The organism is Methanothermobacter sp. CaT2, assembly GCF_000828575.1.
In the GTDB taxonomy this organism is placed as follows: Archaea; Methanobacteriota; Methanobacteria; order Methanobacteriales; family Methanothermobacteraceae; genus Methanothermobacter.
On sequence record NZ_AP011952.1, the window covers coordinates 1506536 to 1528600 of the forward strand.

General features: G+C 49.3%; 24 protein-coding genes. 15 read left to right on the forward strand and 9 right to left on the reverse strand.

Annotation, left to right across the window (positions count from 1 at the left end; genetic code table 11):
* Nucleotides 1–2 precede the first annotated feature (2 nt).
* The 4 genes from MTCT_RS07785 to comA are packed head-to-tail and all read right to left on the reverse strand — an operon-like array spanning nucleotide 3 to nucleotide 3010.
* A complete protein-coding gene (locus MTCT_RS07785) occupies nucleotides 3–680 on the reverse strand; it encodes a (Fe-S)-binding protein (RefSeq protein ID WP_010877278.1) in 678 nt (225 codons plus the stop codon).
* Between the two features lie 16 nt (nucleotides 681–696).
* A complete protein-coding gene (locus MTCT_RS07790) occupies nucleotides 697–1398 on the reverse strand; it encodes a GTP-binding protein (protein WP_173402640.1) in 702 nt (233 codons plus the stop codon).
* A gap of 50 nt (nucleotides 1399–1448) precedes the next feature.
* Nucleotides 1449–2234 carry an ATP-binding cassette domain-containing protein gene (locus tag MTCT_RS07795; protein ID WP_010877280.1) on the reverse strand — a complete coding sequence of 262 codons (786 nt, stop codon included), beginning with the start codon at nucleotides 2232–2234 and terminating at the stop codon, nucleotides 1449–1451.
* Nucleotides 2234–3010, reverse strand: coding sequence for a phosphosulfolactate synthase (gene comA / locus MTCT_RS07800; RefSeq protein ID WP_048176206.1), 777 nt, complete (start codon nucleotides 3008–3010; stop codon nucleotides 2234–2236). The genes MTCT_RS07795 and comA overlap by 1 nt, the downstream gene beginning before the upstream one ends.
* 152 nt (nucleotides 3011–3162) lie before the next feature.
* Between comA and MTCT_RS07805 the strand changes: the two genes are divergently transcribed.
* The 12 genes from MTCT_RS07805 to fbp all read left to right on the forward strand — a co-directional run bounded on the left by MTCT_RS07805 (nucleotide 3163) and on the right by fbp (nucleotide 14998).
* A complete protein-coding gene (locus MTCT_RS07805; protein WP_048176208.1) occupies nucleotides 3163–3723 on the forward strand; it encodes a pyruvate kinase alpha/beta domain-containing protein in 561 nt (186 codons plus the stop codon).
* Nucleotides 3724–3958: 235 nt separating this feature from the next.
* Nucleotides 3959–5104: a cell division protein FtsZ gene (gene ftsZ / locus MTCT_RS07810; protein WP_048176210.1), complete on the forward strand. Its 1146-nt coding sequence runs from the start codon at nucleotides 3959–3961 to the stop codon at nucleotides 5102–5104.
* 120 nt (nucleotides 5105–5224) lie between these two features.
* Nucleotides 5225–5404, forward strand: a complete 180-nt coding sequence (locus tag MTCT_RS07815; RefSeq protein ID WP_010877284.1) for a protein translocase SEC61 complex subunit gamma — start codon at nucleotides 5225–5227, stop codon at nucleotides 5402–5404.
* Between the two features lie 56 nt (nucleotides 5405–5460).
* Nucleotides 5461–5940 (forward strand): transcription elongation factor Spt5, encoded by a 480-nt coding sequence (locus MTCT_RS07820; RefSeq protein ID WP_048061118.1) that lies wholly within the window; start codon nucleotides 5461–5463, stop codon nucleotides 5938–5940.
* Nucleotides 5940–6422, forward strand: a complete 483-nt coding sequence (locus MTCT_RS07825; protein ID WP_010877286.1) for a 50S ribosomal protein L11 — start codon at nucleotides 5940–5942, stop codon at nucleotides 6420–6422. The genes MTCT_RS07820 and MTCT_RS07825 overlap by 1 nt, the downstream gene beginning before the upstream one ends.
* Before the next feature lie 77 nt (nucleotides 6423–6499).
* Complete coding sequence (locus MTCT_RS07830; protein WP_048061119.1) at nucleotides 6500–7138, forward strand: 50S ribosomal protein L1; 639 nt, start codon at nucleotides 6500–6502, stop codon at nucleotides 7136–7138.
* Nucleotides 7139–8149, forward strand: a complete 1011-nt coding sequence (locus MTCT_RS07835; protein ID WP_010877288.1) for a 50S ribosomal protein L10 — start codon at nucleotides 7139–7141, stop codon at nucleotides 8147–8149. It abuts the gene before it with no gap.
* Nucleotides 8150–8201: 52 nt separating this feature from the next.
* Nucleotides 8202–8510: a 50S ribosomal protein P1 gene (gene rpl12p, locus MTCT_RS07840; protein WP_048176214.1), complete on the forward strand. Its 309-nt coding sequence runs from the start codon at nucleotides 8202–8204 to the stop codon at nucleotides 8508–8510.
* A gap of 89 nt (nucleotides 8511–8599) precedes the next feature.
* Nucleotides 8600–11296: an alanine--tRNA ligase gene (gene alaS / locus MTCT_RS07845; RefSeq protein ID WP_048176215.1), complete on the forward strand. Its 2697-nt coding sequence runs from the start codon at nucleotides 8600–8602 to the stop codon at nucleotides 11294–11296.
* On the forward strand, nucleotides 11296–12591 hold the full coding sequence (locus tag MTCT_RS07850) for a methanogenesis marker 16 metalloprotein (RefSeq protein ID WP_084126303.1): 1296 nt from the start codon (nucleotides 11296–11298) through the stop codon (nucleotides 12589–12591). Before alaS ends, MTCT_RS07850 begins: the two co-directional genes overlap by 1 nt.
* Before the next feature lie 39 nt (nucleotides 12592–12630).
* Nucleotides 12631–13800: a tRNA uracil 4-sulfurtransferase ThiI gene (thiI, locus tag MTCT_RS07855; RefSeq protein WP_048176219.1), complete on the forward strand. Its 1170-nt coding sequence runs from the start codon at nucleotides 12631–12633 to the stop codon at nucleotides 13798–13800.
* A gap of 100 nt (nucleotides 13801–13900) precedes the next feature.
* A complete protein-coding gene (gene fbp, locus MTCT_RS07860) occupies nucleotides 13901–14998 on the forward strand; it encodes a fructose-1,6-bisphosphate aldolase/phosphatase (RefSeq protein ID WP_010877293.1) in 1098 nt (365 codons plus the stop codon).
* Between the two features lie 44 nt (nucleotides 14999–15042).
* Here the strand turns inward: fbp and MTCT_RS07865 are convergent, their stop codons facing one another.
* Genes MTCT_RS07865 through pgsA form a run of 4 tightly spaced genes read right to left on the reverse strand, consistent with a single transcriptional unit; the run spans nucleotide 15043 to nucleotide 17150 of the window.
* Nucleotides 15043–15672 carry a DUF434 domain-containing protein gene (locus MTCT_RS07865; RefSeq protein ID WP_048176222.1) on the reverse strand — a complete coding sequence of 210 codons (630 nt, stop codon included), beginning with the start codon at nucleotides 15670–15672 and terminating at the stop codon, nucleotides 15043–15045.
* A complete protein-coding gene (locus MTCT_RS07870; protein ID WP_010877296.1) occupies nucleotides 15672–16325 on the reverse strand; it encodes a TIGR00153 family protein in 654 nt (217 codons plus the stop codon). Before MTCT_RS07870 ends, MTCT_RS07865 begins: the two co-directional genes overlap by 1 nt.
* A 9-nt stretch (nucleotides 16326–16334) precedes the next feature.
* A complete protein-coding gene (locus MTCT_RS07875) occupies nucleotides 16335–16568 on the reverse strand; it encodes a DUF357 domain-containing protein (protein ID WP_048176223.1) in 234 nt (77 codons plus the stop codon).
* Nucleotides 16569–16583: 15 nt separating this feature from the next.
* Nucleotides 16584–17150 (reverse strand): archaetidylinositol phosphate synthase, encoded by a 567-nt coding sequence (pgsA, locus tag MTCT_RS07880; RefSeq protein ID WP_048061121.1) that lies wholly within the window; start codon nucleotides 17148–17150, stop codon nucleotides 16584–16586.
* Between the two features lie 133 nt (nucleotides 17151–17283).
* Here pgsA and MTCT_RS07885 point away from each other — a divergent pair, with 133 nt between their 5' ends.
* The 3 genes from MTCT_RS07885 to MTCT_RS07895 all read left to right on the forward strand — a co-directional run bounded on the left by MTCT_RS07885 (nucleotide 17284) and on the right by MTCT_RS07895 (nucleotide 19976).
* Nucleotides 17284–17910: an L-threonylcarbamoyladenylate synthase gene (locus MTCT_RS07885; protein WP_048176225.1), complete on the forward strand. Its 627-nt coding sequence runs from the start codon at nucleotides 17284–17286 to the stop codon at nucleotides 17908–17910.
* Nucleotides 17907–18611 carry a DNA repair and recombination protein RadB gene (gene radB / locus MTCT_RS07890; protein WP_010877300.1) on the forward strand — a complete coding sequence of 235 codons (705 nt, stop codon included), beginning with the start codon at nucleotides 17907–17909 and terminating at the stop codon, nucleotides 18609–18611. Before MTCT_RS07885 ends, radB begins: the two co-directional genes overlap by 4 nt.
* Before the next feature lie 207 nt (nucleotides 18612–18818).
* Nucleotides 18819–19976, forward strand: coding sequence for a pyridoxal phosphate-dependent aminotransferase (locus MTCT_RS07895; RefSeq protein WP_048176227.1), 1158 nt, complete (start codon nucleotides 18819–18821; stop codon nucleotides 19974–19976).
* A 231-nt stretch (nucleotides 19977–20207) separates the two neighbouring features.
* On the opposite strand, the gene MTCT_RS07900 is transcribed toward MTCT_RS07895, so the two are convergent.
* Nucleotides 20208–21983 (reverse strand): ribosome biogenesis/translation initiation ATPase RLI, encoded by a 1776-nt coding sequence (locus tag MTCT_RS07900; protein ID WP_048176228.1) that lies wholly within the window; start codon nucleotides 21981–21983, stop codon nucleotides 20208–20210.
* Nucleotides 21984–22065 lie beyond the last annotated feature (82 nt).

Sequence of the window (22065 nt, forward strand, 5' to 3'; positions counted from 1 at the left end):
TTTCATCTGGCCTTCACTGGTGGTGCCCATACCTTGAGGTCTATTCCCTCTATGACAGCCCTTCTACCCTCCAGCTGGACAACCACCCCTGAGTGGACCTTCTGCATCATGCAGTGGGCTGGCAGGAAACGCACGGTTTCACCGATATTTGGCAGCTCACCCTCGATCACACCCTCAAAGCCACCAACCATGCAGACTCCGATGTCCCTGTATTCAAAGTCATCCATGCCGAGGCGGTGACATGGTCCAACGATGTGCACGGTTATGAGGCCATGGTTCTCATCCAGTATCTCTGCAAAGTGGGTTATTGGACATCCAAGGGGTCTGTATCTAATTATATCCCCCTTCCTCAGTTCAGTGGACGTGAATGGGAAGAGGATCTCCCGGCAGGAGCCCTCATCGGGCAGCGGTTTCAGTATGAAGTCGGCCTCGTATCCGTCAAGGACACCGAAGATCTTCTTCTCCTCCTCAAGGAGTTTCTCCTCCTTAAGGATGTCCTGGAGTCTTTTCAGGTTATCTGCAAAGAGTTCCTGGTACATGAAGTGGCATCTGTCGATCTCAGCCCTTCCCTTGAGCAGAGCGGCCGCATACTCATCACACCTTGCATAGCCACAGATCCCGCAGTTGTATCCTGGGAGCAGAGCAGTTACCTCTTCTTTAAGGGATTTATCCTGGGACATCTGAAAGATCCTCTCCTCATTCTCCTTCGTAGGTCTGGAAGCCGTCTATTCTCCTGAGTATTCCCCTGTGGTGCTTCTTGTTAACCCTTGTCTCACCGACACAGAGTGTGCACACTGCCAGGGGTGCTGAGTGCCGGAGCTCCTCGTTTTCAAGGGAAACCTCCCTGCTCTCGATCATCTCCTCTGCAAGTTCCATGCATCCCTGCCCGCTGAGGCCATTGGCCTCTATTATCTTTGCTGAGGGGTTAACCTCCAGTATGCGCTCCCTGAATATCTCCCTCTCTGCCTGGGATATCATGTCTCCCTTGGTCACCACCGCGATATCGGCGGTTGAGAGGAAAGGACCAACCTTAAGGGGAGTGTTTGGCCCGCTGGTGGCGTCTATGACACATACTCCCAGACAGTTCTTTGTGTAGGGGGCGCAGCGGTGACATAGCCCGGCTGTTTCGACGATCAGGAAGTCTGACTCGTTCTTCTCAGCCCACTTTATCATGTCGTCTATGTTGTAGATGGCGTAGTGGTCCGGGCACATGTCCATTGACAGGCCAACCAGTGTTGGCACCCCGACCTTCTCAAATTTCTTATCGTCGTCGGTGTAGAGGCAGTCTATCTTTACAACGGATGACTTCAATCCCCTTGATTTGAGGCTCCTGAGGGTGTGCATCAGCACCGCTGTTTTTCCAGATCCAGGTGTTCCGGCAACAATTACCATTCTCATAGGTTTCACTTCTCTCTCCTGAATTAGGCCTTATCCTTCAGATCCATATCTTACTGGGACTCATTTATTATTTCGCTCAGGTCTATGTCCTCAACCAGCTCCCCCCTCCTGACCTTTTCACGGAGGCTGAGCATTAGTTCATCTATTTTGTTCAGTTCCCGGGATATTCTCTTCTCCTGGGGGGTGGTGGTGACTATCTTCTGCATACCACCGTGCTTCATGACGATCCTCTTATCGGTCATGAGTGCAAGTACAGGGTCATGGGTTACAACAAGGACGATCTTTCCATGACCTGCCAGCACATTGAGGGCGTCGTGTTTCCTTATACCCGCATTCTCAATTTCGTCTATGAGTACAATGGGGGAGTCACTTATTATCGCCACGTCTGCAACCATCAATGCCCGTGACTGACCCCCGCTGAGTATTGTGAGGTCATGCTCCTTTTTGATGGGCTCTCCTGTGAGGGTGTTTGCAAGTTCAATGACGCGGTCCACACACTTCTCACTGGCGCCCCTGCACTTGGCATGAAGGCTCAGGAAATCTCCTACAGTCATATCGGCCAGGAAGTTCATGTTCTGTGATAGCTGGGCGACCATCTTTTTCCGGGGATTTGTTCGGTCCTCATAGCTTGGCTCTTCATCGTTCACAAGGATCTTCCTCTTTGAGAAGGTGTCCATCTGGGCCAGCTGTTCAATATCTCCTATAAGTGAACTTTTACCACTGCCTGTGGGACCAACAACTCCAAATATTTCACCCTTCTTTATTTCAACCCGCTCTACGGGCTCCTTTTCTCCGAACTTATCATAACCGCCGATTACAGTAATTTTCTCTATCATTAAAGATTCACCTTTCCGAGAGTGTCTCCCCTCAAGCCTCTGCGTATTGTTTCAAGGGCTGTTATCTCTTCAGGGGGTATGTTTCCAAGGTTAACATCTGGTCCAATCTTTAAAATGAAGTAAACCTGCTGACTTTTCTGAGGCGCCTCCCATATTATCCTGTCCATGGGGAGTCTGTCAGTGAGGTGGTTGAATTCGTCCTCCCTTATGTTTCCCCTCTCATCGTATATACCTATGTTCTGTCCGCTCTCACGGGCCTCCATGAGAACCATTGATGCGCCTGCCCTGAGGTCAGCCCTCACAAGTCTGACCCTATCATCGGGTTCGAGGAGCCTGTCCCTTTCAGGGTCCTTTTTACCGACCTCTGATATGACCATGAATCCCTCATCGACAGCCATTTCAATGAGCCGACATTTTTCTTCAGTTTCAATTTCCACAGTCCCGTTGGATATCTCAAGTGTTTCAAAGCCAAGGCTACGGGCCTCCTGGAAGTATTCCTCCACTTTATCGTTGAGGTGGGCTATCTCGAATAGCGTGCCCCCTGGATAGGGTTCCACATCGAATGACCTGTACATATCTACCTTTTCCTTTACAGTGTCGCGTCTGTGGAGGGGGAGTGTTCCCCATCCAAACTTTATGAAGTCAACGTAATCTGATGATATCTCCATGAGGTCACGGGCGCTCGCGGGACCCATTCCCTTATCAAGAACCATGGTTATTCCATTTTTTCGAGGTTTCCCACTCCTTGGGGGGGTGAGAAAATCAAAGGCGTTCATAGCATCACCTTCTGTTTGAGTCAGAAATAACGGGATCCATATTAATTAGGATTCATATGTTTACTACCTTTATAAAAATTTTTCCTATACCTGCCATAAATATATCCAAATATAATTTGAGATCAGGTATATATAAGTAGGTGGTGTTTTTCATGGAGAAGAAGATATGCTACTTTGAGGAACCAGGTAAGGAAAATACAGAGAGGGTCCTTGAACTTGTAAGGGAGAGGGCTGACCAGCTCGGAATCAGGGATTTTGTTGTGGCATCTGTTTCAGGTGAGACAGCCCTGAGATTATCTGAAATGGTTGAAGGTAACATTGTATCAGTAACCCATCATGCAGGTTTCAGGGAGAAGGGTCAACTTGAACTGGAGGACGAGGCAAGGGATGCGCTCCTTGAGAGGGGTGTGAATGTTTATGCGGGTTCACATGCCCTCAGTGGCGTTGGAAGAGGGATATCAAACAGGTTTGGTGGTGTCACACCCGTGGAGATAATGGCTGAAACCCTGAGGATGGTCTCCCAGGGCTTCAAGGTATGTGTTGAGATAGCCATAATGGCTGCAGATGCTGGCCTCATCCCCGTTGATGAAGAGGTTATAGCCATAGGTGGGACAGCATGGGGTGCTGACACCGCCCTTGTACTCACACCCGCCCATATGAACAGTGTATTCGACCTCAGGATCCATGAGATAATTGCCATGCCCAGGCCATAACTTTTTCATAACATGTCATGATGGGGGGTCCCGCCCAGATTCATGATATTCATGGCCACGTGGACCATCAATAATTTTATTTTGCCCCAACCTTGAGCCGGTATTTTCTGAGGTCACAGAAATTGATTTTTAATTTTGAATGTGAGCCATGGCTCCATCGGTGCCAGATTAACCGTTGCTTTTAAATATGTCTTATCACAATAACATATTTCATAGATAAGTGTGGGGGTAGTAATTGAAATTCATTAACGATGCCATAAAGGAATCTGAGAAAAGGGAAAAGCCATCTTCCAGCTCAATGAATTCAGAAATTGACAGGGAGCTCCGGGAAATAATTGAAAATAGCAGAGCCAAGATATACGTTGTTGGGACCGGCGGGGCGGGCAACAACACCGTAACAAGGCTCAGTGAGATTGGAGTCGAGGGCGCTGAGACCATAGCCGTTAACACGGATGCCCAGGACCTCTTCTACTCCGTGGCTAACCGGAAGCTTCTCATAGGTAAGAATGTCTGTGGTGGTCTTGGGGCTGGCGGCGTCCCTGAAGTGGGAGAGGAATGCGCAGAGGAAAGTGAGGATGATATTCGCAGGGAACTCGAAGGGGCTGACATGGTCTTTGTAACCTGTGGCCTTGGGGGTGGCACGGGAACAGGGTCCGCACCCGTGATATCAAAACTTGCCAAAAAGGCGGGTGCCCTCACTATAGCCGTTGCAACCATGCCTTTCAGTGCAGAGGGCCTTAAGAGGAGGGAGAACGCCGAGAGGGGTCTTGAGAAACTCCAGAACGCTGCAGATACAGTCATTGTCATACCCAATGACAAGCTACTGGAGGTTGCACCCAACCTGCCCCTCAACAAGGCCTTCATGGTTGCAGACGAGATCCTTGGAAGGGCGGTTAAGGGCATAACTGAACTCATAACCAAACCCGGACTGGTGAGCCTCGACTTTGCGGATGTGAGGAGCATAATGAAGGGTTCAGGAATGGCCATGATTGGAATGGGCGAGGCCGAATCCGGTGACAGGGCCCTAGAATCAGTTTATGAGGCCCTTAACAGTCCGCTGCTGGATCTTGACATATCCAATGCAAGGGGAGCCCTTATAAACATATCTGGTAGTTCAGACCTGACCCTCCAGGAGGCCGAAAGGATCGTGGAGGTTGTTGCCGAGGAACTTGATCCCGATGCAAACATAATATGGGGTGCCCAGATTCAGGATGAACTGCAGAACGTCATAAGAACGACCATCGTTGTTGCGGGTGTAAGGTCACCCTACATCTATGGGGCCCATGGCTCTGCAGAGAAGGAGTTCCTGGAGGAAAAACAGCGTGAAAAGGACTCAGTCGATGAGTCCGTCCTGGAAGAATTTATAGATGGAGTATTCTGATATTCTTCCACACACCCCCACTCAAGGAAAACCTTTATAAATCTTGAAGGATAGATTACTCCATCACTCATCCCAATTCTAGCCCTTGTTTTTTAACTATATAAATAGCGGGGATAAACCATGAAATACAGGGAGTCTATTTTAAATTTTATAAAACAGTCAAAGAGGGTATTGAGGGTTTCAAAGAAACCGAGCCGTGAGGAATACCTCAACGTGTCAAAGGTAACCGGTATAGGTATAATAATAATAGGCGTCATTGGATTCATAATAAGTATAATTGCCCAGCTCCTCGGGGGCTAGCATCCGGATGGGTTAAGGTCTGTAGAGTGAATTATATATATGAGGTTGTGTTCTTAATGGAAGATAGTAAAAATTCCATCTATGCCCTTAAGACCTCTGTGGGTCAGGAGAAAAATGTGGCCAGGATGCTTGCAAGAAAGGTGAGGGATAGTGGTATAGAGATAAACGCTATTCTCGTCCCTGAATCACTGAGGGGATACATCCTGGTGGAGTCCTCATCAAAGATTGACATGAGAAACCCTGCAATAAGGGTACCCCACCTCAGGGGTGTAGTTGAAAGTAAAACAGAGGGTGAGGCCGAGATCGACTTTGAAGAGGTTAAAAGGTTCCTCAAGCCAGAGCCCATAATATCATCCATTAAGAAGGGAAGCATTGTTGAACTCATATCCGGACCCTTTAAGGGTGAAAGGGCAAAGGTTATCCGCATAGATGAGTCAAGGGAGGAAGTTGTGCTTGAACTCATAGAGGCGGCCGTGCCCATTCCAGTAACTGTTAAAGGTGATCAGATTAGAATAATACAAAAGGAGGCTGATTAATGGCTAAAGAAACCGTTGAAATTCTTATTGATGGTGGAAAAGCCACTCCAGGACCACCTCTGGGTCCTGCGATTGGTCCGCTTGGAATTAACATGATGCAGGTAGTTGAGGAGATAAACCGCAAGACAGCTGACTTTGAGGGGATGAAGGTCCCTGTAAAGATCATAGTGGACACTGATACAAGGGACTTTGAGGTTGAAGTGGGTACACCTCCAACAACTGCCCTCATCATGGATGAACTCAAGCTGGAGAAGGGGTCCCAGGATCCAGGGATGGATAAGATAGCAGACATTTCAATGGAACAGGTGCTGAAGATCGCGAGGATGAAATTCGATGCGCTCCTCTCAAATGACTACAAACGTGCAGTCAAGGAGATAATGGGTACCTGTGTCAGCATGGGTATAACAGTGAACGGTAAGGACCCCCGTGAGGTTCAGAGAGAGGTTGACCAGGGAGTCTATGATGACCTCCTCACATCATAAAAATTTATAAATCTTGAAAACCACATAACTAACCCCATCATATGAACTTATTTTTTGAAGTTCATGGAGGATTCAGAATGCAACAAGAGATAATGGAAGCGGTGAAGAAGGCCAAGGAACTTTCAAGGCCGAGAAACTTCACACAGTCCATGGATGTTATTCTTAACATCAAGGACCTTGACGTCAATAAACCAGAGAACAGGTTTGACGAGGAAGTTTCTCTACCCAACGGCCGCGGTAAGGATGTGAAGATTGCCGTGATCGCCGATGGGGAACTGGCCCTCCAGGCTAAAAATGCAGGGGCCGACCTTGTGATAACCAAGGATGAACTTGAAGAACTTGGCAAAAACCGTAAGGAAGCAAAGAAACTTGCCAACCAGTATGAATTCTTTGTGGCTCAGGCAGATATGATGCCCCTGGTGGGTCGATTCATGGGGCCCGTTCTCGGACCCAGAAAGAAGATGCCCAAACCGGTGCCAGCAACAATAAACCCGGAGCCCATCCTGAATAAACTCAGGGACACGGTTAAGGTTAGAATCAAGGACCAGCCAGTGGTTCATACAGTGGTTGGTACCGAGGACATGGACGATGAGAAGCTTGCCGAGAACATAGAGGCGGTTCTTCAGACAATCGACCGTAAACTTGAGAAGGGAAGAAACCAGTTAAAGTCCATGTACGTTAAGACAACCATGGGCCCGGTAGTGAGGGTGATTTAAATGGCTCACGTGGCTGAATGGAAGAAGAAAGAGGTTCAGGAGCTCCATGACCTCATTAAAGGTTATGAAGTGGTTGGCATAGCCAACCTTGCAGACATACCTGCAAGGCAGCTCCAGAAGATGCGCCAGACACTCCGTGACAGTGCACTCATCAGAATGTCCAAGAAGACCCTGATCAGCCTTGCCCTTGAGAAAGCTGGCAGAGAACTTGAAAATGTTGATTCACTCTCCGATTACATGGAGGGGCAGCCTGCACTCATATTCACAGACATGAATCCCTTCAAGCTCTTCAAGATCCTTGAGGACAGTAAAACTCCTGCTCCAGCCAAACCAGGGGCCATAGCCCCGGATGACATAGTTGTCCCCAAGGGGGATACCGGATTTGCACCGGGCCCGATACTGGGTGAACTGCAGCAGATAGGTATCCCTGCCAAGATCGAGAAGGGCAAGATTGTGGTTTCAAATGACCACGTCGTTGTGAAGGCAGGGGAGGAGATCCCCCCCAAGGTGGCCGGGATATTAACCAGACTTGACATACAGCCACTTGAGGTGGGAATAGATCTCAGAGCAGCCTATGAAAATCAGACCGTCTACACTGCAGACGTACTGACCATCGATGAAGAGAAGACCCTGTCTGATATCCAGAAGGCATTTTCACAGGCATTCAACCTCTCAGTCAACGCTGTTATATACACCAGGGAGACAATGCCTGCCATCATCCAGAAGGCAGCTTCAAAGTCATTCAACCTTGCATACAATGCATCAATACTCACATCAGAAACAACAGACCTCCTGCTTGCAAAGGCCTATGCACAGATGCTTGCACTGGCCGCTGCAGCTGCGGAGATTAATGATGAGGCAGTTGATGATGAACTGAAGGAGAAGCTGTCTTCAAGGGCAGCAGCACCAGCCCCTGAAGAAAAAGAGGAAGAGGTTGAAGAAGAAGCTGAAGAGGAAGAAGAAGAGGAAGAAGAGGATGCAGCAGCCGGTCTCGGCGCACTCTTCGGATGAACACTTTACTGGCAATAGTTAACCCATAAAAAATAAAATTTGAGGTGATCATATGGAATACATATACGCAGCAATGTTATTGCACACAACAGGTAAGGAAATCAACGAAGAAAACGTTAAAAGCGTCCTTGAAGCAGCAGGCGCTGAAGTGGACGATGCAAGGGTCAAGGCTCTCATAGCAGCCCTTGAAGACGTTGATATCGAAGAGGCAATGGAAACAACAGCTGTAGCAGCAGCACCAGCAGCAGCTGCAGCACCAGCAGCAGCCGAAGAGGCTGAAGAAGAAGCTGAGGAAGAAGAGGAAGAAGAAGAGGAAGCTGAAGAGGAAGCAGCAGCCGGTCTCGGCGCACTCTTCGGTTAAATCCCCCTTTATTTTTTTCCTCTGCCACTCTGTAATGGCAAAAAATTTATTTTTCTTAATTCTGATTCTATTTATAAAAACTGTTTTCAATGATTACCATGTCCCATCAGCTTGAAAAACTTGGATACAGAAAGTATGAATGCAGGTCCTGTGGAAACACCTTCTGGTCTATGAAGGAACGTGCAACATGTGGAGACGCCCCCTGTGATGAATACGGGTTCATCGGTAACCCTGCCACAGACAGGAGCTATGACCTCTATGAGATACAGGATAAATTCATGGAGTTCTTCGCCGAAAGGGGCCATGAACCCATCAGGAGGTACCCGGTACTTGCAAAACGCTGGCGGGACGACGTATTCCTTGTCGGGGCATCAATATACAACTTTCAACCATGGGTCACATCTGGCCTGGTGAAACCCCCTGCAAACCCCCTCGTGGTTGCGCAGCCATCAATAAGACTCAATGACGTTGATAATGTTGGAAGAACAGGAAGACATCTCACATGCTTCACAATGGGGGGTCATCATGCATTCAATTCTGAGGATAACACTGTCTACTGGGAAGAAGAAACCATAAAGTACTGTCATGACTTTTTAACACATATAGGTATTGATCCATCTGAGATAACATTCATAGAGTCCTGGTGGCAGGGAGGTGGAAACGAGGGGCCCTGCTATGAGGTATGCGTCAGGGGCGTTGAACTTGCAACCCTCGTCTTCATACAGTACCGCACCCTCCCTGATGGTGGCAGGGAGGAGATCCCCCTCAAGATAGTTGACACAGGCTATGGCCTTGAAAGGTTCGCCTGGATATCACAGGGGACACCAACAGCCTACGATGCCTGCCTTGGCCCGGTAATCGAGAAACTGGTCGAACTGACAGGCGTGAAGATCGATGAGGAGATACTTGCAGAGAACGCCCAAGTGGCCGGAATGATGGACATAGAGACCTACGCCGATTTAAGGGAACTCAGGAAGAGGGTAGCGGATAAACTTGGCATCTCAGTGGAGGAACTGGAACGTGCAGCCGCCCCAATGGAATCAGTTTACGCCATAGCCGACCATACAAGGTGCCTCGCATTCATGCTTGCAGACGGGGTCATACCCTCAAACGTGAAGGAGGGATACCTTGCAAGGCTCATAATCAGGAGGACCCTGAGGCTCATGAAGGACCTTGGTATGAAGGAGTCACTTAAGGATATAATGAACATCCAGGTGGAGTTCCTTGAGGGCCACTACCCTGAGATAAGGAGTCATCATGAGCACATACTGAACATCATCGACCTCGAGGAACACCGCTATGCAAGGACAGTGAAGAGGGGCCGCAGGATTGTTGAGAAGACAATAAAATACCTTAAAAGGGATGGAAAAGCAGAGATGCCCCTGGAAATCCTCATAAAACTATATGACTCCCATGGAATCCCCCCTGAGACCATCGGTGAGATAGCAGAGGAATCCGGTTTTCAGGTTAAAATTCCAGACAACTTCTACACCCTCGTAGCAGAGAGGAATGAAACAGAAACCGAGATGCCGGAGGAGGATGTACACCTGGACTACCCGGCAACAGAGCTTCTATTCTATGATGAACCTGATGGCCTGGAATTCCAGGCAGAGGTCATAGGCATACATGAGAATGGTCTGATACTCGACAGAACACTCTTCTACCCTGAGGGAGGTGGTCAGCCCTCAGATACGGGATACATTACAGCTGAAGGCTGCAGACTCAGAATAAAACATGCAGAGAAGATAGGTGCCGTTGTTGTTCACAGAACAGACGATGAAATCTGCATAGAACCTGGAACAACCATCAGGGGATTTATTGATTCAGATAGAAGGCTTCAGCTCACAAGAAACCATACAGCAACCCACCTCATAGTTTCAGCGGCAAGAAAGGTCCTGGGAGACCACATATGGCAGGCAGGGGCCCAGAAGGGAGTTAAAAGTTCACGCCTAGACCTGTCCCACTACAGAAGAATAACACTGGAAGAGCTCCAGGAGATAGAGAGACTTGCAAATGAGTATGTCATGATGAACGTACCCCTGAAGGTCAGGTGGATGGACAGGGACCTTGCAGAGAGGAAGTATGGATTCATACTGTACCAGGGCGGAGTTGTACCCGGCTCCAGGATAAGGGTGGTTGAGATTCCAGGTGTGGATGTCCAGGCCTGTGCAGGTACCCATGTCCACAGGACAGGGGACATCGGACTCATCAGGATAAACAGAACAGAACGCATACAGGATGGAGTTGAGAGGATAGAGTTCTCTGCCGGATCAGCAGCCATTGAGCTCATGCAGAAGACAGGGGACATCCTGAGGGAGAGCTCAGACATATTCAAGGTCACACCATCACAGCTTCCAGGGACCTGTGAAAGGTTCTTCACAGAGTGGAAGGCCCTCAGAAATGAGGTCTCACGCCTCAAGGAGAAGGTCGCGTCACTGAAGATCCTTGAGATGAAGGATAGGGCTGAGAGGATCAATGACCTAACGGTGATAATCGACACCGTCGATGCAGATATGGATGAGATGAAGAACATGGCCCTTGAACTATCAGCCACAGTCGACGCCGTTGTCCTGGCGAACCCTGAAGGCAAAATCGTCGGAGCAGCATCTGAAGATGCTGTAAAGGCAGGTTTGAGGATCAACGAGGTCATATCACAGGCTGCAGCCGTGCTTGGAGGTGGAGGTGGAGGCAGACCTCACCTTGCACAGGGAGCAGGGCCCGCGACCGATAAAGTGGATGAGGCCCTTGAGGAGGCGAGAGCTGCACTCAGTACTGTGAGGAACTGATGTCATTGTGGCCGGACCGTCCGAGGAACTGGCGGGTTCACTGTGACTGTAGGGGGTTTAATTTGGACAGGCACGTCTCTGAGATAAACGAGAGAATACTTGAAGGGGATGCAGCTGTCTTCACAGCAGATGAGATAAAGGACATGGTCCGTGATGGTGACGTCCCATCAGCTGATGAGGTTGACGTGGTAACCACCGCCACCTGTGGTGTCATGTCAGGCACAGCAGCGGTCATGCACCTTAGAGTGTCAGAGCCGGGCTCCTTCCGCAAGGCAGCCAGTGTTGAGCTGAACGGAATACCTGCCTATCCTGGCCCATGCCCAAATGAGAACCTCGGGTCGGTCGACCTCTTCATTTACGGGACCGGTCACAGCAGGGAGGACCCTGACTATGGGGGAGGTTTTCTGTTCAGGGACCTACTCCTGGGATCTGAGGTCGAGGTCAGGGTCACGTCTGTGGAGGGCAGGGTGGTTGAGTCAACGGTCACCATGGATGATATTGAAACAGCCAGGATAGTTGGTACACGCATGGCCTTCAGGAATTACACAGCCCTTGTTAATCCAGGAGAAACACCAGTGAAATCCATATTCAATGCATTTGAAATGCCAGAAAATTGCGGCGGTCTTTCCTTCTCTGGCTGCGGTGACATCAACCCCCTTGAAAACGATCCATCAATGGAGACCGTCCATCAGGGTACCGGGGTGCTTCTGAACGGGGCCAGGGCCATAGTACTGGGAGAGGGTACAAGGAGTAGCCCCATAAAGCCGAACCTCATGATCAGCGGCGACCTCCACGACATGAAACCCCGTTACATCGGAGGATTCCGGACAGCAGCAGGTCCAGAGATATTTAACACAGTGGCGGTTCCAGTACCGGTAACATCAGAAAGGGTTCTTGAGAACCTCATGGTACTTAATTCAGATATAAAACTTCCTGTTGCTGATGTAAGGGATCGTTCAAGGGTTATAACTGAGATAACCTATGAGGATGTTTGGAGTGGTGACGTGAGACCTGTCCACCACCCGGAGAGGTGCACAGACTGCGCGGTCTGCCTTGCAGCCAGGAGGTGCCCCACACATGCCATCGATAACGGCCTGGACCTTGACAGGTGTTTTGGCTGTGGAGTATGCGCATGGTCCTGTCCTTCAGGAGCATATGAGATGGATACCGGGACAGTCAGGATCGGTGAAATGGCAGTGCCCATCATATGCAGACAGTCCGACAGGTTAAGGGCCCGCGAACTATCCCTGGAACTCAAAAAGCTCATAGAAAACGGGGATTTCCTCATGGGATGAGCGGATGGTTTTGGATGAGGTACAGATGATGGGGGTGTTATGATTCTTGATTATGATGTTATACTTGCACGCTACGGTGAGGTCGCCATCAAGGGCCCCTCAGTGAGGAGAAGATTCGAAGGAAAACTTCTCCATAACATAAAGTCGGCCTTCAGCTGCAGAGCAGAGCTCAGACATGGAAGGATATTCATTTTTCCTGAAGACATGGATGAAGCCCTTGATAGACTCTCAAAGATATTTGGTATTGTGTCATTTTCTCCGGCTGTAACAGCTGAGACGGGTTTTGATAGCATAGAGGATGCACTGAGGGAATACATCCATGAGCTGAGATCTGAGGGTCTCCTCACCAGCAGAACACCCTTCGCCATAAGGTGCCGGAGGGTTGGTGAGCATGATTTCACGAGCCAGGAGATGGCGGCATTTGCTGGTTCAGTTGTTGTGGGGGAGATCGGTGCTCCGGTTGACCTTGGAAACCCTGACCTGGAGATTCACCTCGAGATAAGGGAGGATGAGACCTACATCTACCACAGGGTAATACCAGGACCAGGGGGTCTTCCTGCAGGGACTCAGGGAAAGGTTGTGGCACTCCTATCAGGGGGCATTGACTCGCCGGTGGCCACCTACCTGATGATGAAGAGGGGATGTCAGGTAGTGGCGGTCCATATGGACAATGCGCCCTTCACAGGTGAGGAAGCAGAGGAGAAGGTTGAAAAGATCGCTGCAAAGCTCGCAGAATACTCTGCAGGTGTTGAATTCAAACTGAGGACCTTCAGTTATGGAAGATATCTTGAAAGGTGTCGTGGAGGGGCTCCCGAGAAGATGACCTGCGTGCTCTGCAAATTCGGGATGTACCATCTTGCAGAGATGGTTGCAGAGGAGGAGGGGGCCCTTGCAATAGTCGATGGGAGCAGCCTTGGCCAGGTGGCATCCCAGACCCTCCCGAACATCCTTGCCACGAGGATGGGTGTGAATATTCCCATTCTGAGCCCCCTGATAGGCATGGATAAGGTGGAGATAGAGAACCTTGCAAAGAGGATAGGCACCTACGATATCTCCGTGATACCGGATGGGGGTTGTAGCGCCGTGCCGGCCCACCCATCAACAGCCTCGCCTCCAGAGGCAGTCATGGAGGCATCTGAGAAGATCAATGTTAAGGAAGAAGTTGCGGAGATCTTCAGGAAGGGCTCAAAGACGAGGATATTCAGCTGATCCACGTAGTAGGGGTGGGTGGATAACTTTTTAAATAATCAGATCCACATTTTATATAAGGTCCATTTCATCAACTCACTATCTTCTGGAGGTGTAATACATGAAAACAACCATTAGTGTAATTAAAGCAGACGTTGGAAGTGTAGCCGGTCATGCAGTTGCCCATGAAGCTTTAAAGAAGAAATGCGACGAGATACTGGCCGGCGCAAAGGAGACAGGAATCCTTGAGGATTACTATATAACCAACTGTGGGGACGACATAGACCTCATCATGACCCACAGAAACGGTGAAGAAAACGAGGAGGTCCACCAGACAGCCTGGAATGCTTTCAGGGAAGCGACAGATGTTGCAAGAGGTTTAAAATTGTATGGGGCTGGACAGGATCTCCTTTCAGATACCTTCTCAGGTAACATAAAGGGTATGGGTCCCGGCTGTGCCGAGATGGAGTTCAAGGAGAGGCCAAGCGACCCTGTTATAATCTTCTGCTGCGACAAAACAGAACCGGGTGCCTTTAACCTCCCACTATTCAGAATGTTCGCTGATCCATTCAACACAGCAGGTCTTGTGATCGACCCATCACTCCACAATGGATACGAATTTGAGGTCTTTGACGTCGTCGAACACAAAAAGGTTACAATGGCATGTCCCGATGAGATGTACGACCTCCTGGCGCTTCTAGGTTCAATCAGCCGCTACGTCATTAAGCGGATACACAGAAGGGACGATGGTGAAATTGCGGCATCAGTGAGTACAGAGAGGCTGAACCTCATGGCAGGTAAATACATAGGTAAGGACGACCCGGTCGCAATAGTCAGGGCACAGTCCGGATTCCCTGCAGCAGGTGAGGTCGTTGAGCCCTTCGCATTCCCCCACCTCGTCGGCGGATGGATGAGGGGATCCCACAACGGACCACTGATGCCTGTAGCCCAGAGGGATGCAACACCCGTGAGATTCGATGGACCACCAAGGGTCATAGCCCTAGGATTCCAGGTAGCTGATTGCAAGCTTGTCGGACCCGTTGACATGTTTGATGATCCATCCTTTGACCGCTCAAGGCAGCTCGCCTCTGAGGTTGCGGAGTATATGAGGAGGCACGGTCCATTTGAGCCACACAGGCTCCCATCAGATGAGATGGAGTACACCTCACTACCAGGTGTGCTTGAAAAACTCGGCGACAGGTTTGAGGATATGGAATGATCTTTCCCTAAGATTTCATTCCATTTTCAGGAATTCAGGATCTCCTAACCTTTAATTCTTTTTCTCTCCTTCATTATCTCCTGGGGTATGTCAACAACTCTCTCAACAGAATCAACCACAGCACCATCCGCTGTTGCAACAATGCCATCAGATTCCCTGAGCCTCCTGTCCACACAGTCTGAGAGCACGGCGCAGCCTTCAATACCCCTGGACTTCATCAGGTCCTCAACCAATCCCCTGAGCCTCCCGCTGTGACTCACATTCCTGTCAAAATAGAATATGGCCCTCCCCACTCCTGAATCAGCAAGGAAGTCAATTATAAGATCCAGTGCCCTCAGGGTGCTGTCACCCATCCTGTAACTGCCGGAGACGCCCCTTGTATCCCTCAGGAAACCATCCTGAGCCAGGAAAAACTGATCTGTGAGAAGGCTTTCCGTACCTATGAGCACATTGTACCCATCAATAAAAACAGAGGAGCCACGGAGGGAGTTTCGGTTCACCCTGCGGGATCTTCTCCTTGCCACGGTTTCATCTGAGAAGACGCACCTGGCAAGGTAATTTCGCTCCTCCCTTCCAAGAAGATAGTGGTTCGCAACGAAGTTCAGGGCCACACGCTTACGGTAGCCCCTGTTAAGGAGGTAGCGCAGATCCTCGGCAGCCATTTCAAGGGACATTAACCTCTTCTCTTGGCGATTATTATGAGGGCACGGTCGGAGGCATCCTCAGCCCTGTCTGAAATGTTTGCAACCTTACGGGTTATCTCCTTCATGTCCAGGAACTTGACAACACCTATCCTGTCCTGGCGGTAGGCGGAATACAGGCCAGTTATGATCTTCCTCTCAATTATATCGGCCTCATCCTCAAACCTTTCGATTTCATGAACCTTCCTCATGGCCTCCCCCAGATCAGTTTCAAGGGATTCAACACACTCATGGAGGGCCCTGATGGTCTTTCCTGTAACCTTCATCATAGCCCTGAAGTCATCCCTGAACTCAGCAGGGAATGCGACCTTACCGAGAGACACCGTGAAGGCCGCTGATTCGATAACATCCGCAACCTTGTCTATGCTTTCAACGAGCATTATACGGTCCTCCCTGTCAAATGGGAGGAAGGCACCCTCATAGAATTCAAGTTCCATCTTTCTCCTTATCTCATCCGCCTCATGTTCCTTTATGGCTATCTCCTTTGTGAGTTCGGAGACCAGCCTGCAGTCCCCCCTGTAGAATGCCTCCATCAGTTCCTCGAACTTCAGGTAGCATTCCATGACCTTTTCAAGGTGCTGACGCCCATGCTTTTCCACTTTACTTTCCTTCAGGAAAAATTTCATTTTATCCCATCATATTATCCCGTGAAGCATCCTGAGGCTGTCGAGAAGGCCATGGGCATAGGTTATGCAGCCGAATGATGTGATGTGGTCCCCCTTCTCAAGGTAGTAGACCGAGTCATCCCTGTAGTTCAGAGCCCTCTCAACGACAGCCTCCTCATCATCACTCAATTTTATGGATTTCATTTCCATTAAATTTTTCTCAAGAAGTTCAAGATCCTTTTCTATACGTTCCCTGCAGTCCATTGAAACACCCCTCCATTACTTCAGCCTTTGCCACACGTAGATCATCCTCTGGATCATGGTAAAGTAACCGAGAGCTGCGAGCACAATAATCGCAGCGTCCATGAACCACGGATGGATAAGGTACCCTGCAAGGGACCCTGCAAGGATTATAATGATTCTCTCAGCCCTTTCAGCGATTCCAACAGCGCATTCAATGCCCAGAGATTCCGCACGGGCCCTCACATAGCTCACCATGAGTCCGGAATGGAGTGCGAGGAGCCCGGTTAGCAGTCCCGTGAATCCCCCCGCCGTTATCCCGATGATGATTATACCATCGGAGAGTCTGTCAAGGGTAGAGTCAAGGAAACCACCGAAGGCTGTGGGCCTGAATCTTCTCCTTGCCACGGCCCCGTCAAGCACATCTATGAATCCACTTGCTGCGAGCAGGGCCGCTCCAGTGATCAGGCTTCCAGATGCATATCCTGCGCTGGCAGCACATGCAACCAGGAAACCCGTCAGTGTTATGTAATCTGCTGGCAGGGCAATTCTATCTGCAATGGGGTCAATGAATCTCCGGATCACCGGTCTGAACTGGTTTAACATGGACTCATTTATATCTGGCACAGATATATATGATTAGGTGTGCCGGTTTTCGTGGTGTGGTGGTTGACATAAAGGTTTGCAATGATCACCCTGCCGGTTTTCGTGGTTGTAGTGGTTGATGTAAGGTGTTCCGATGCTTATCAGAAAAATTACAAGGAAGAATCCCTCCCCTGACGTTCTGGAGGAGGCAATATCTGTGATGGAGGGGGGCGGGATCGTTATATACCCCACAGACACAATATATGGCCTCGGAGTTAATGCACTGGATGAGGACGCGGTAAGAAGGCTCTTCAGGGTCAAGGGGAGGTCCCCCCATAAACCGGTATCGATATGTGTATCCCGTGTTGATGAGATTCCCAGATTTTCAAGGCCATCAGGGGATGCGATGGAGTTAATGGAGAGGATACTCCCGGGTCCCTACACGGTGGTCCTTGAGAGGAATGAGCTCATCCCCGATGTGATAACAGGGGGATCGTCGAGGGTGGGGATAAGGGTCCCGGACGATGAGATATGCAGACGTATCGCAGCAAGGTTTCCGGTGACAGCCACCAGTGCAAATATATCAGGTAAACCGCCCTCACCAAGGCTTGAGGAGATTGTCAGGGACCTGGATGCTGTGGACCTGGTGCTTGATGCAGGGGACTGCCTGGACATGGAGCCATCCACTGTGATTGACCTCACAGTAAACCCTCCAAGGGTTCTGAGGAGGGGTAAGGGTCCTGTTGACCCTGTACTCCTGAGAGGGGCTGGAGATGTATGAAGAAATTAAGGGATATGGGTGAAAACCGGAGGATACCCACGGAGTCCTCCATCGACAGGATACTGGGAGGGGGTGTTGAAAGAAGAACCATAACACAGTTCTATGGACCCCCCGGCTCAGGTAAGACCAACATAACCATCAAACTCGCGGTTGAAACTGCAAGGAGGGGTAAAAACACGGTTTTCATTGATACAGAGGGCGGTCTTTCTGTTGAGAGAATAAGACAGGTCTCAGGTGATATATTCGACAGGGTTGCAGATAGCATCATAGTATTTGAACCCTCAAGCTTTACAGAGCAGGGTGAGGCACTTCAGAGGACATTTTCATTCCTCAAAACACATGGGGACTCAACTGACCTGGTGGTCCTTGACTCTGCGGTCGCCCTCTACAGATTGAAGGAGGGCAATGCATCCAGCTTTAACCTTGACCTTGGAAGGCAGATGTTCCTCCTTCTACAGATGGCCAGAAGGTTTGACCTTGCAGCTGTCATAACCAACCAGATATATTCCATTACAGGGGACGATGGAAGGGAATATGTGAGTCCTGTTGGCGGCACCCTCCTCCGTTACTGGTCCAAGGTCATGGTCGAGCTTGAGATGGGTGAGAGACCTGGTGAGAGATTCGCTGTTCTCAGGAGGCACAGGAATCGTCTGGAGGGTTCCCGTGTGGGGTTCAGGATTGTTGCTGATGGCATTCTATGAACCATGACGGGACTATTTTCAGCCAGCTGTAGGACAATATGGTCTGATTTTATTACAATGGCTCCTCTGGTAAACAAAGTTTATTAAGAGGTTTGTTTAATATGGTATAAGAAACCCTAAAGTGGAGTTTAATTGAGGTTCAGCCTCGGGTAGGTAAGAGAAGCCTTCTTCTCTTTCGCATGGATACTCCTGTGCTGATGTGATAAAATGATTTCTCCTAAAAAATATGCTAAAGCTGCAAAAGTGCCACCAAATGGCTTTAAAACTTCAAATGAGTTTTTTAACTACGTCTTTAAGGACAAAGAAATGATATGGATGGGTCAGAACACCAACCATCTTCATGATCACTCTGAAATAGCGGAAGCCATGATTGAATGCATAAATGAGGGCAGCTACTGCAAGTATCCACCACCTGAAGGCTTTCCTGAGCTTAAGGAACTTGTACTGAAGGATCTGGGCCTTGGTGATGACTTTGAGGCTCTGATAACTGCAGGGGGTACTGAGTCACTCTACCTGTGCATGAACGATATACTTGAACCCGAGGATAATGCCATAACCTGTGACCCGGGCTACCTGATAATTGACAATTTCGCAAGCAGATTTGCATGCAGCGTAAAATCGGTCCCCATATACAGCAGTGAATGTGACTACAAGTTAACACCAGACCTTGTACTTGAAAACATGGACCGCGACACCCGTCTCATATCACTCATAGATCCCCTGAACCCGCTGGGTTCATCATATACAAGGGATGAGATAAAGGCATTCGCTGACATAGCTGTGGACCATGACGTTTATCTACTCCACGATATAACCTACAGGGACTTTGCAAGGGAGCACCACCTCGCAGCAGAATATGCACCCGAGCACACGGTTACTGTCTACAGCTTCTCCAAGATATGTGGAATGGCAGGTCTGAGGATAGGTGCAATTGTTGCAACATCCGATATCGTTGAATCCGTCAAGGGTATAGTCATAAATGATCTCGGTACAAATGTTGTCTCACAGGCAGGTGCAATTGCAGCCCTCAAATCAAAGGCTAAATGGGTTGAAAGGATACGTAATGAGACCCTCGGTAATCAGAAGATCATTAAGGCTGCCGTCGATGAGGTGGAAGGAGCCTTCCTCCCGGTTTATCCATCAAATGGTAACATGATGGCCATCGACATATATGAAACAGGGGTTAACCCCGTTGACCTTACAGACTACCTGCTTAAGCGGAAGATCTTCGTGAGGCAGGGCGCCTACACCAGCAAGATATTTGGTGATAGGTACATACGCCTCAGCTTCTCAATACCAAGAGAGCAGGTCGAGATATTCGCTGAGAACTTTGTGGATGTCATGGAATTCCTGAGACCATCCTGATAACCCTTTTCTTTTTTCAGGCCTTTAGAATTTAATAAAGACAGATGTCTTTGACTAATATGCATCCACTGATCTTTGGAATATTCTCTTCAACAGCTATTCACAGGGATATCCAGATTGCTGGCGTTCAGGGGGTGATTAATCGATGAGACCCTCTAAAAATATCCTGTTTTCAGACCGGTTTTAAAAAAGGAGTTGTGAGGGACCGCTCCAGGGCCCCTAAGTCGCTGTTTATTCTGTTTTCAGATAGTAATACTCACCAAGTTCCTTCTGCTCCCTGTCAAGGAAACTTCCAGGCTTGTTGACCCTTGGCCTTCTCGTCTCCTTGTCCCTCCGGAAGGTTATGCCCACCTCCCCGAGGAAGGCGTTCATGGCCTCCCTGAGCTCTGTGGGAGCTGAGGCATGTCCCTCCACTCCTGGCATTCCACTGAAGACCATGGCCCTGTCTGATACATAGTCAATGAATATTATATCATGGTCTATGATCATTGCAGAGGAATTACTCCCCTCAATGATCCTCCTTATGGCCTTGGCAGCCATCAGGCGCTGTTCAACGTCAAGGAAGGCTGTCGGTTCGTCAAGAACATAGAGATCAGCTTCTCTGGAGAGTGCAACCGCAACAGCAAGGCGCTGCAGCTCACCACCACTCAGCCCACTCACAGGTTTATCAAGTATCTCCTCCAGGTTGAAGGGCCTCATGATCTCGCTTTTGAAGAGATTTGAACCATATGATGGGGCGTTTGCATAGAGAAATTCCTCAACGGTTCCTGTGTAGTCTGATGAGAGGTACTGTGGCTTGTAGGATATCTTTATCTTCTTTTTAACCTTCCCCTCATCTGGTTTTTCAACACCTGCAAGGATCTTGGCGAAGGTTGTTTTACCTATACCGTTGGGTCCGAAGGCCGTGATCACCTCATTGAGGTAAATGGTGCCCTCATCCACATCAAGTTTAAATTCAGGGTATGCCCTGCTGAGGGCTGTGTACTCTGCAAGTATGTCACCCTCCTCCCCGACCCTTGGGGGTTTCACCTTGAATTCTATCTCATGTTTACGGAATCTGACGTTCTCCTCCCTTAGGAAGCCCCTTATGTATGTGTTGATACCGACACGCACACCCCTCCTGTTGGATACGACCCCGTAGGCACCGGGTTTACCATAGAGGATATGGACGTAGTCTGACATTGCATCGAGGGCGGCCATGTCATGCTCTATCACCATGACAGATTTACCTGCCTCTGCAAGGGACCTTATTACCTTCACTGCATTGAGCCTCTGCCTAACGTCAAGCCAGGATGTTGGTTCGTCGAAGTAGTAGAAGTCTGCCTCCCTCAGTGCCGCGGCTGCAATGGCCACACTCTGGAGCTCCCCTCCACTGAGGTTTGAAATCTCCCTGCCCATTATTTCCTGTATCTCGAGGGCTTCAATGACCTCATCGGTCCTGTCCGAGTCTATACCTGTTAGAAGATCCTCAACCTTCCCCTTAACATAGCGGGGGATCCTGTCTACCATCTGGGGCTTATGGACAACACTTATTTCTCCTTTACTCAGTCTCTGGAAGTAATTCTGGAGCTGGGAACCCCTGAAATGGTTTATTATTTCGTCCCAGCCAGGGGGGTCCTGGAAGTCACCCAGGTTCGGCCGCAGTTCCCCGGACAGTATCCTTACGATGGTGGATTTACCGATACCGTTGGGCCCTATTAGTCCAACAACGTCTCCGGAGGTGACTGCTGGAATCCCAAAGAGTTCAAACTGGTTCTGCCCGTAACGGTGCACAGGGTTTTCAAGTGCCTCAGGGAGGTTGATAACACTTATTGCATTGAAAGGACATCTCTTTGTACATATACCGCATCCCGAGCACAGCTCCTCGGATATTATGGGCTTCTTTGTCTTTTCGTCGATTGTTATTGTGTCCTCATCCATCCTCACGCCTGGACAGTATTCTATGCAGACGTAGTTGCATTTCTTTGGCTGACACCTATCATGATCGAGTATTGAGATTCTGGTCAATTCTATCACCATGGATACCGGGATAAAAAAATCAGTCCTGGAATGATTATGGTTTCTCCGGTTAATAAGGTTACTTAAACCA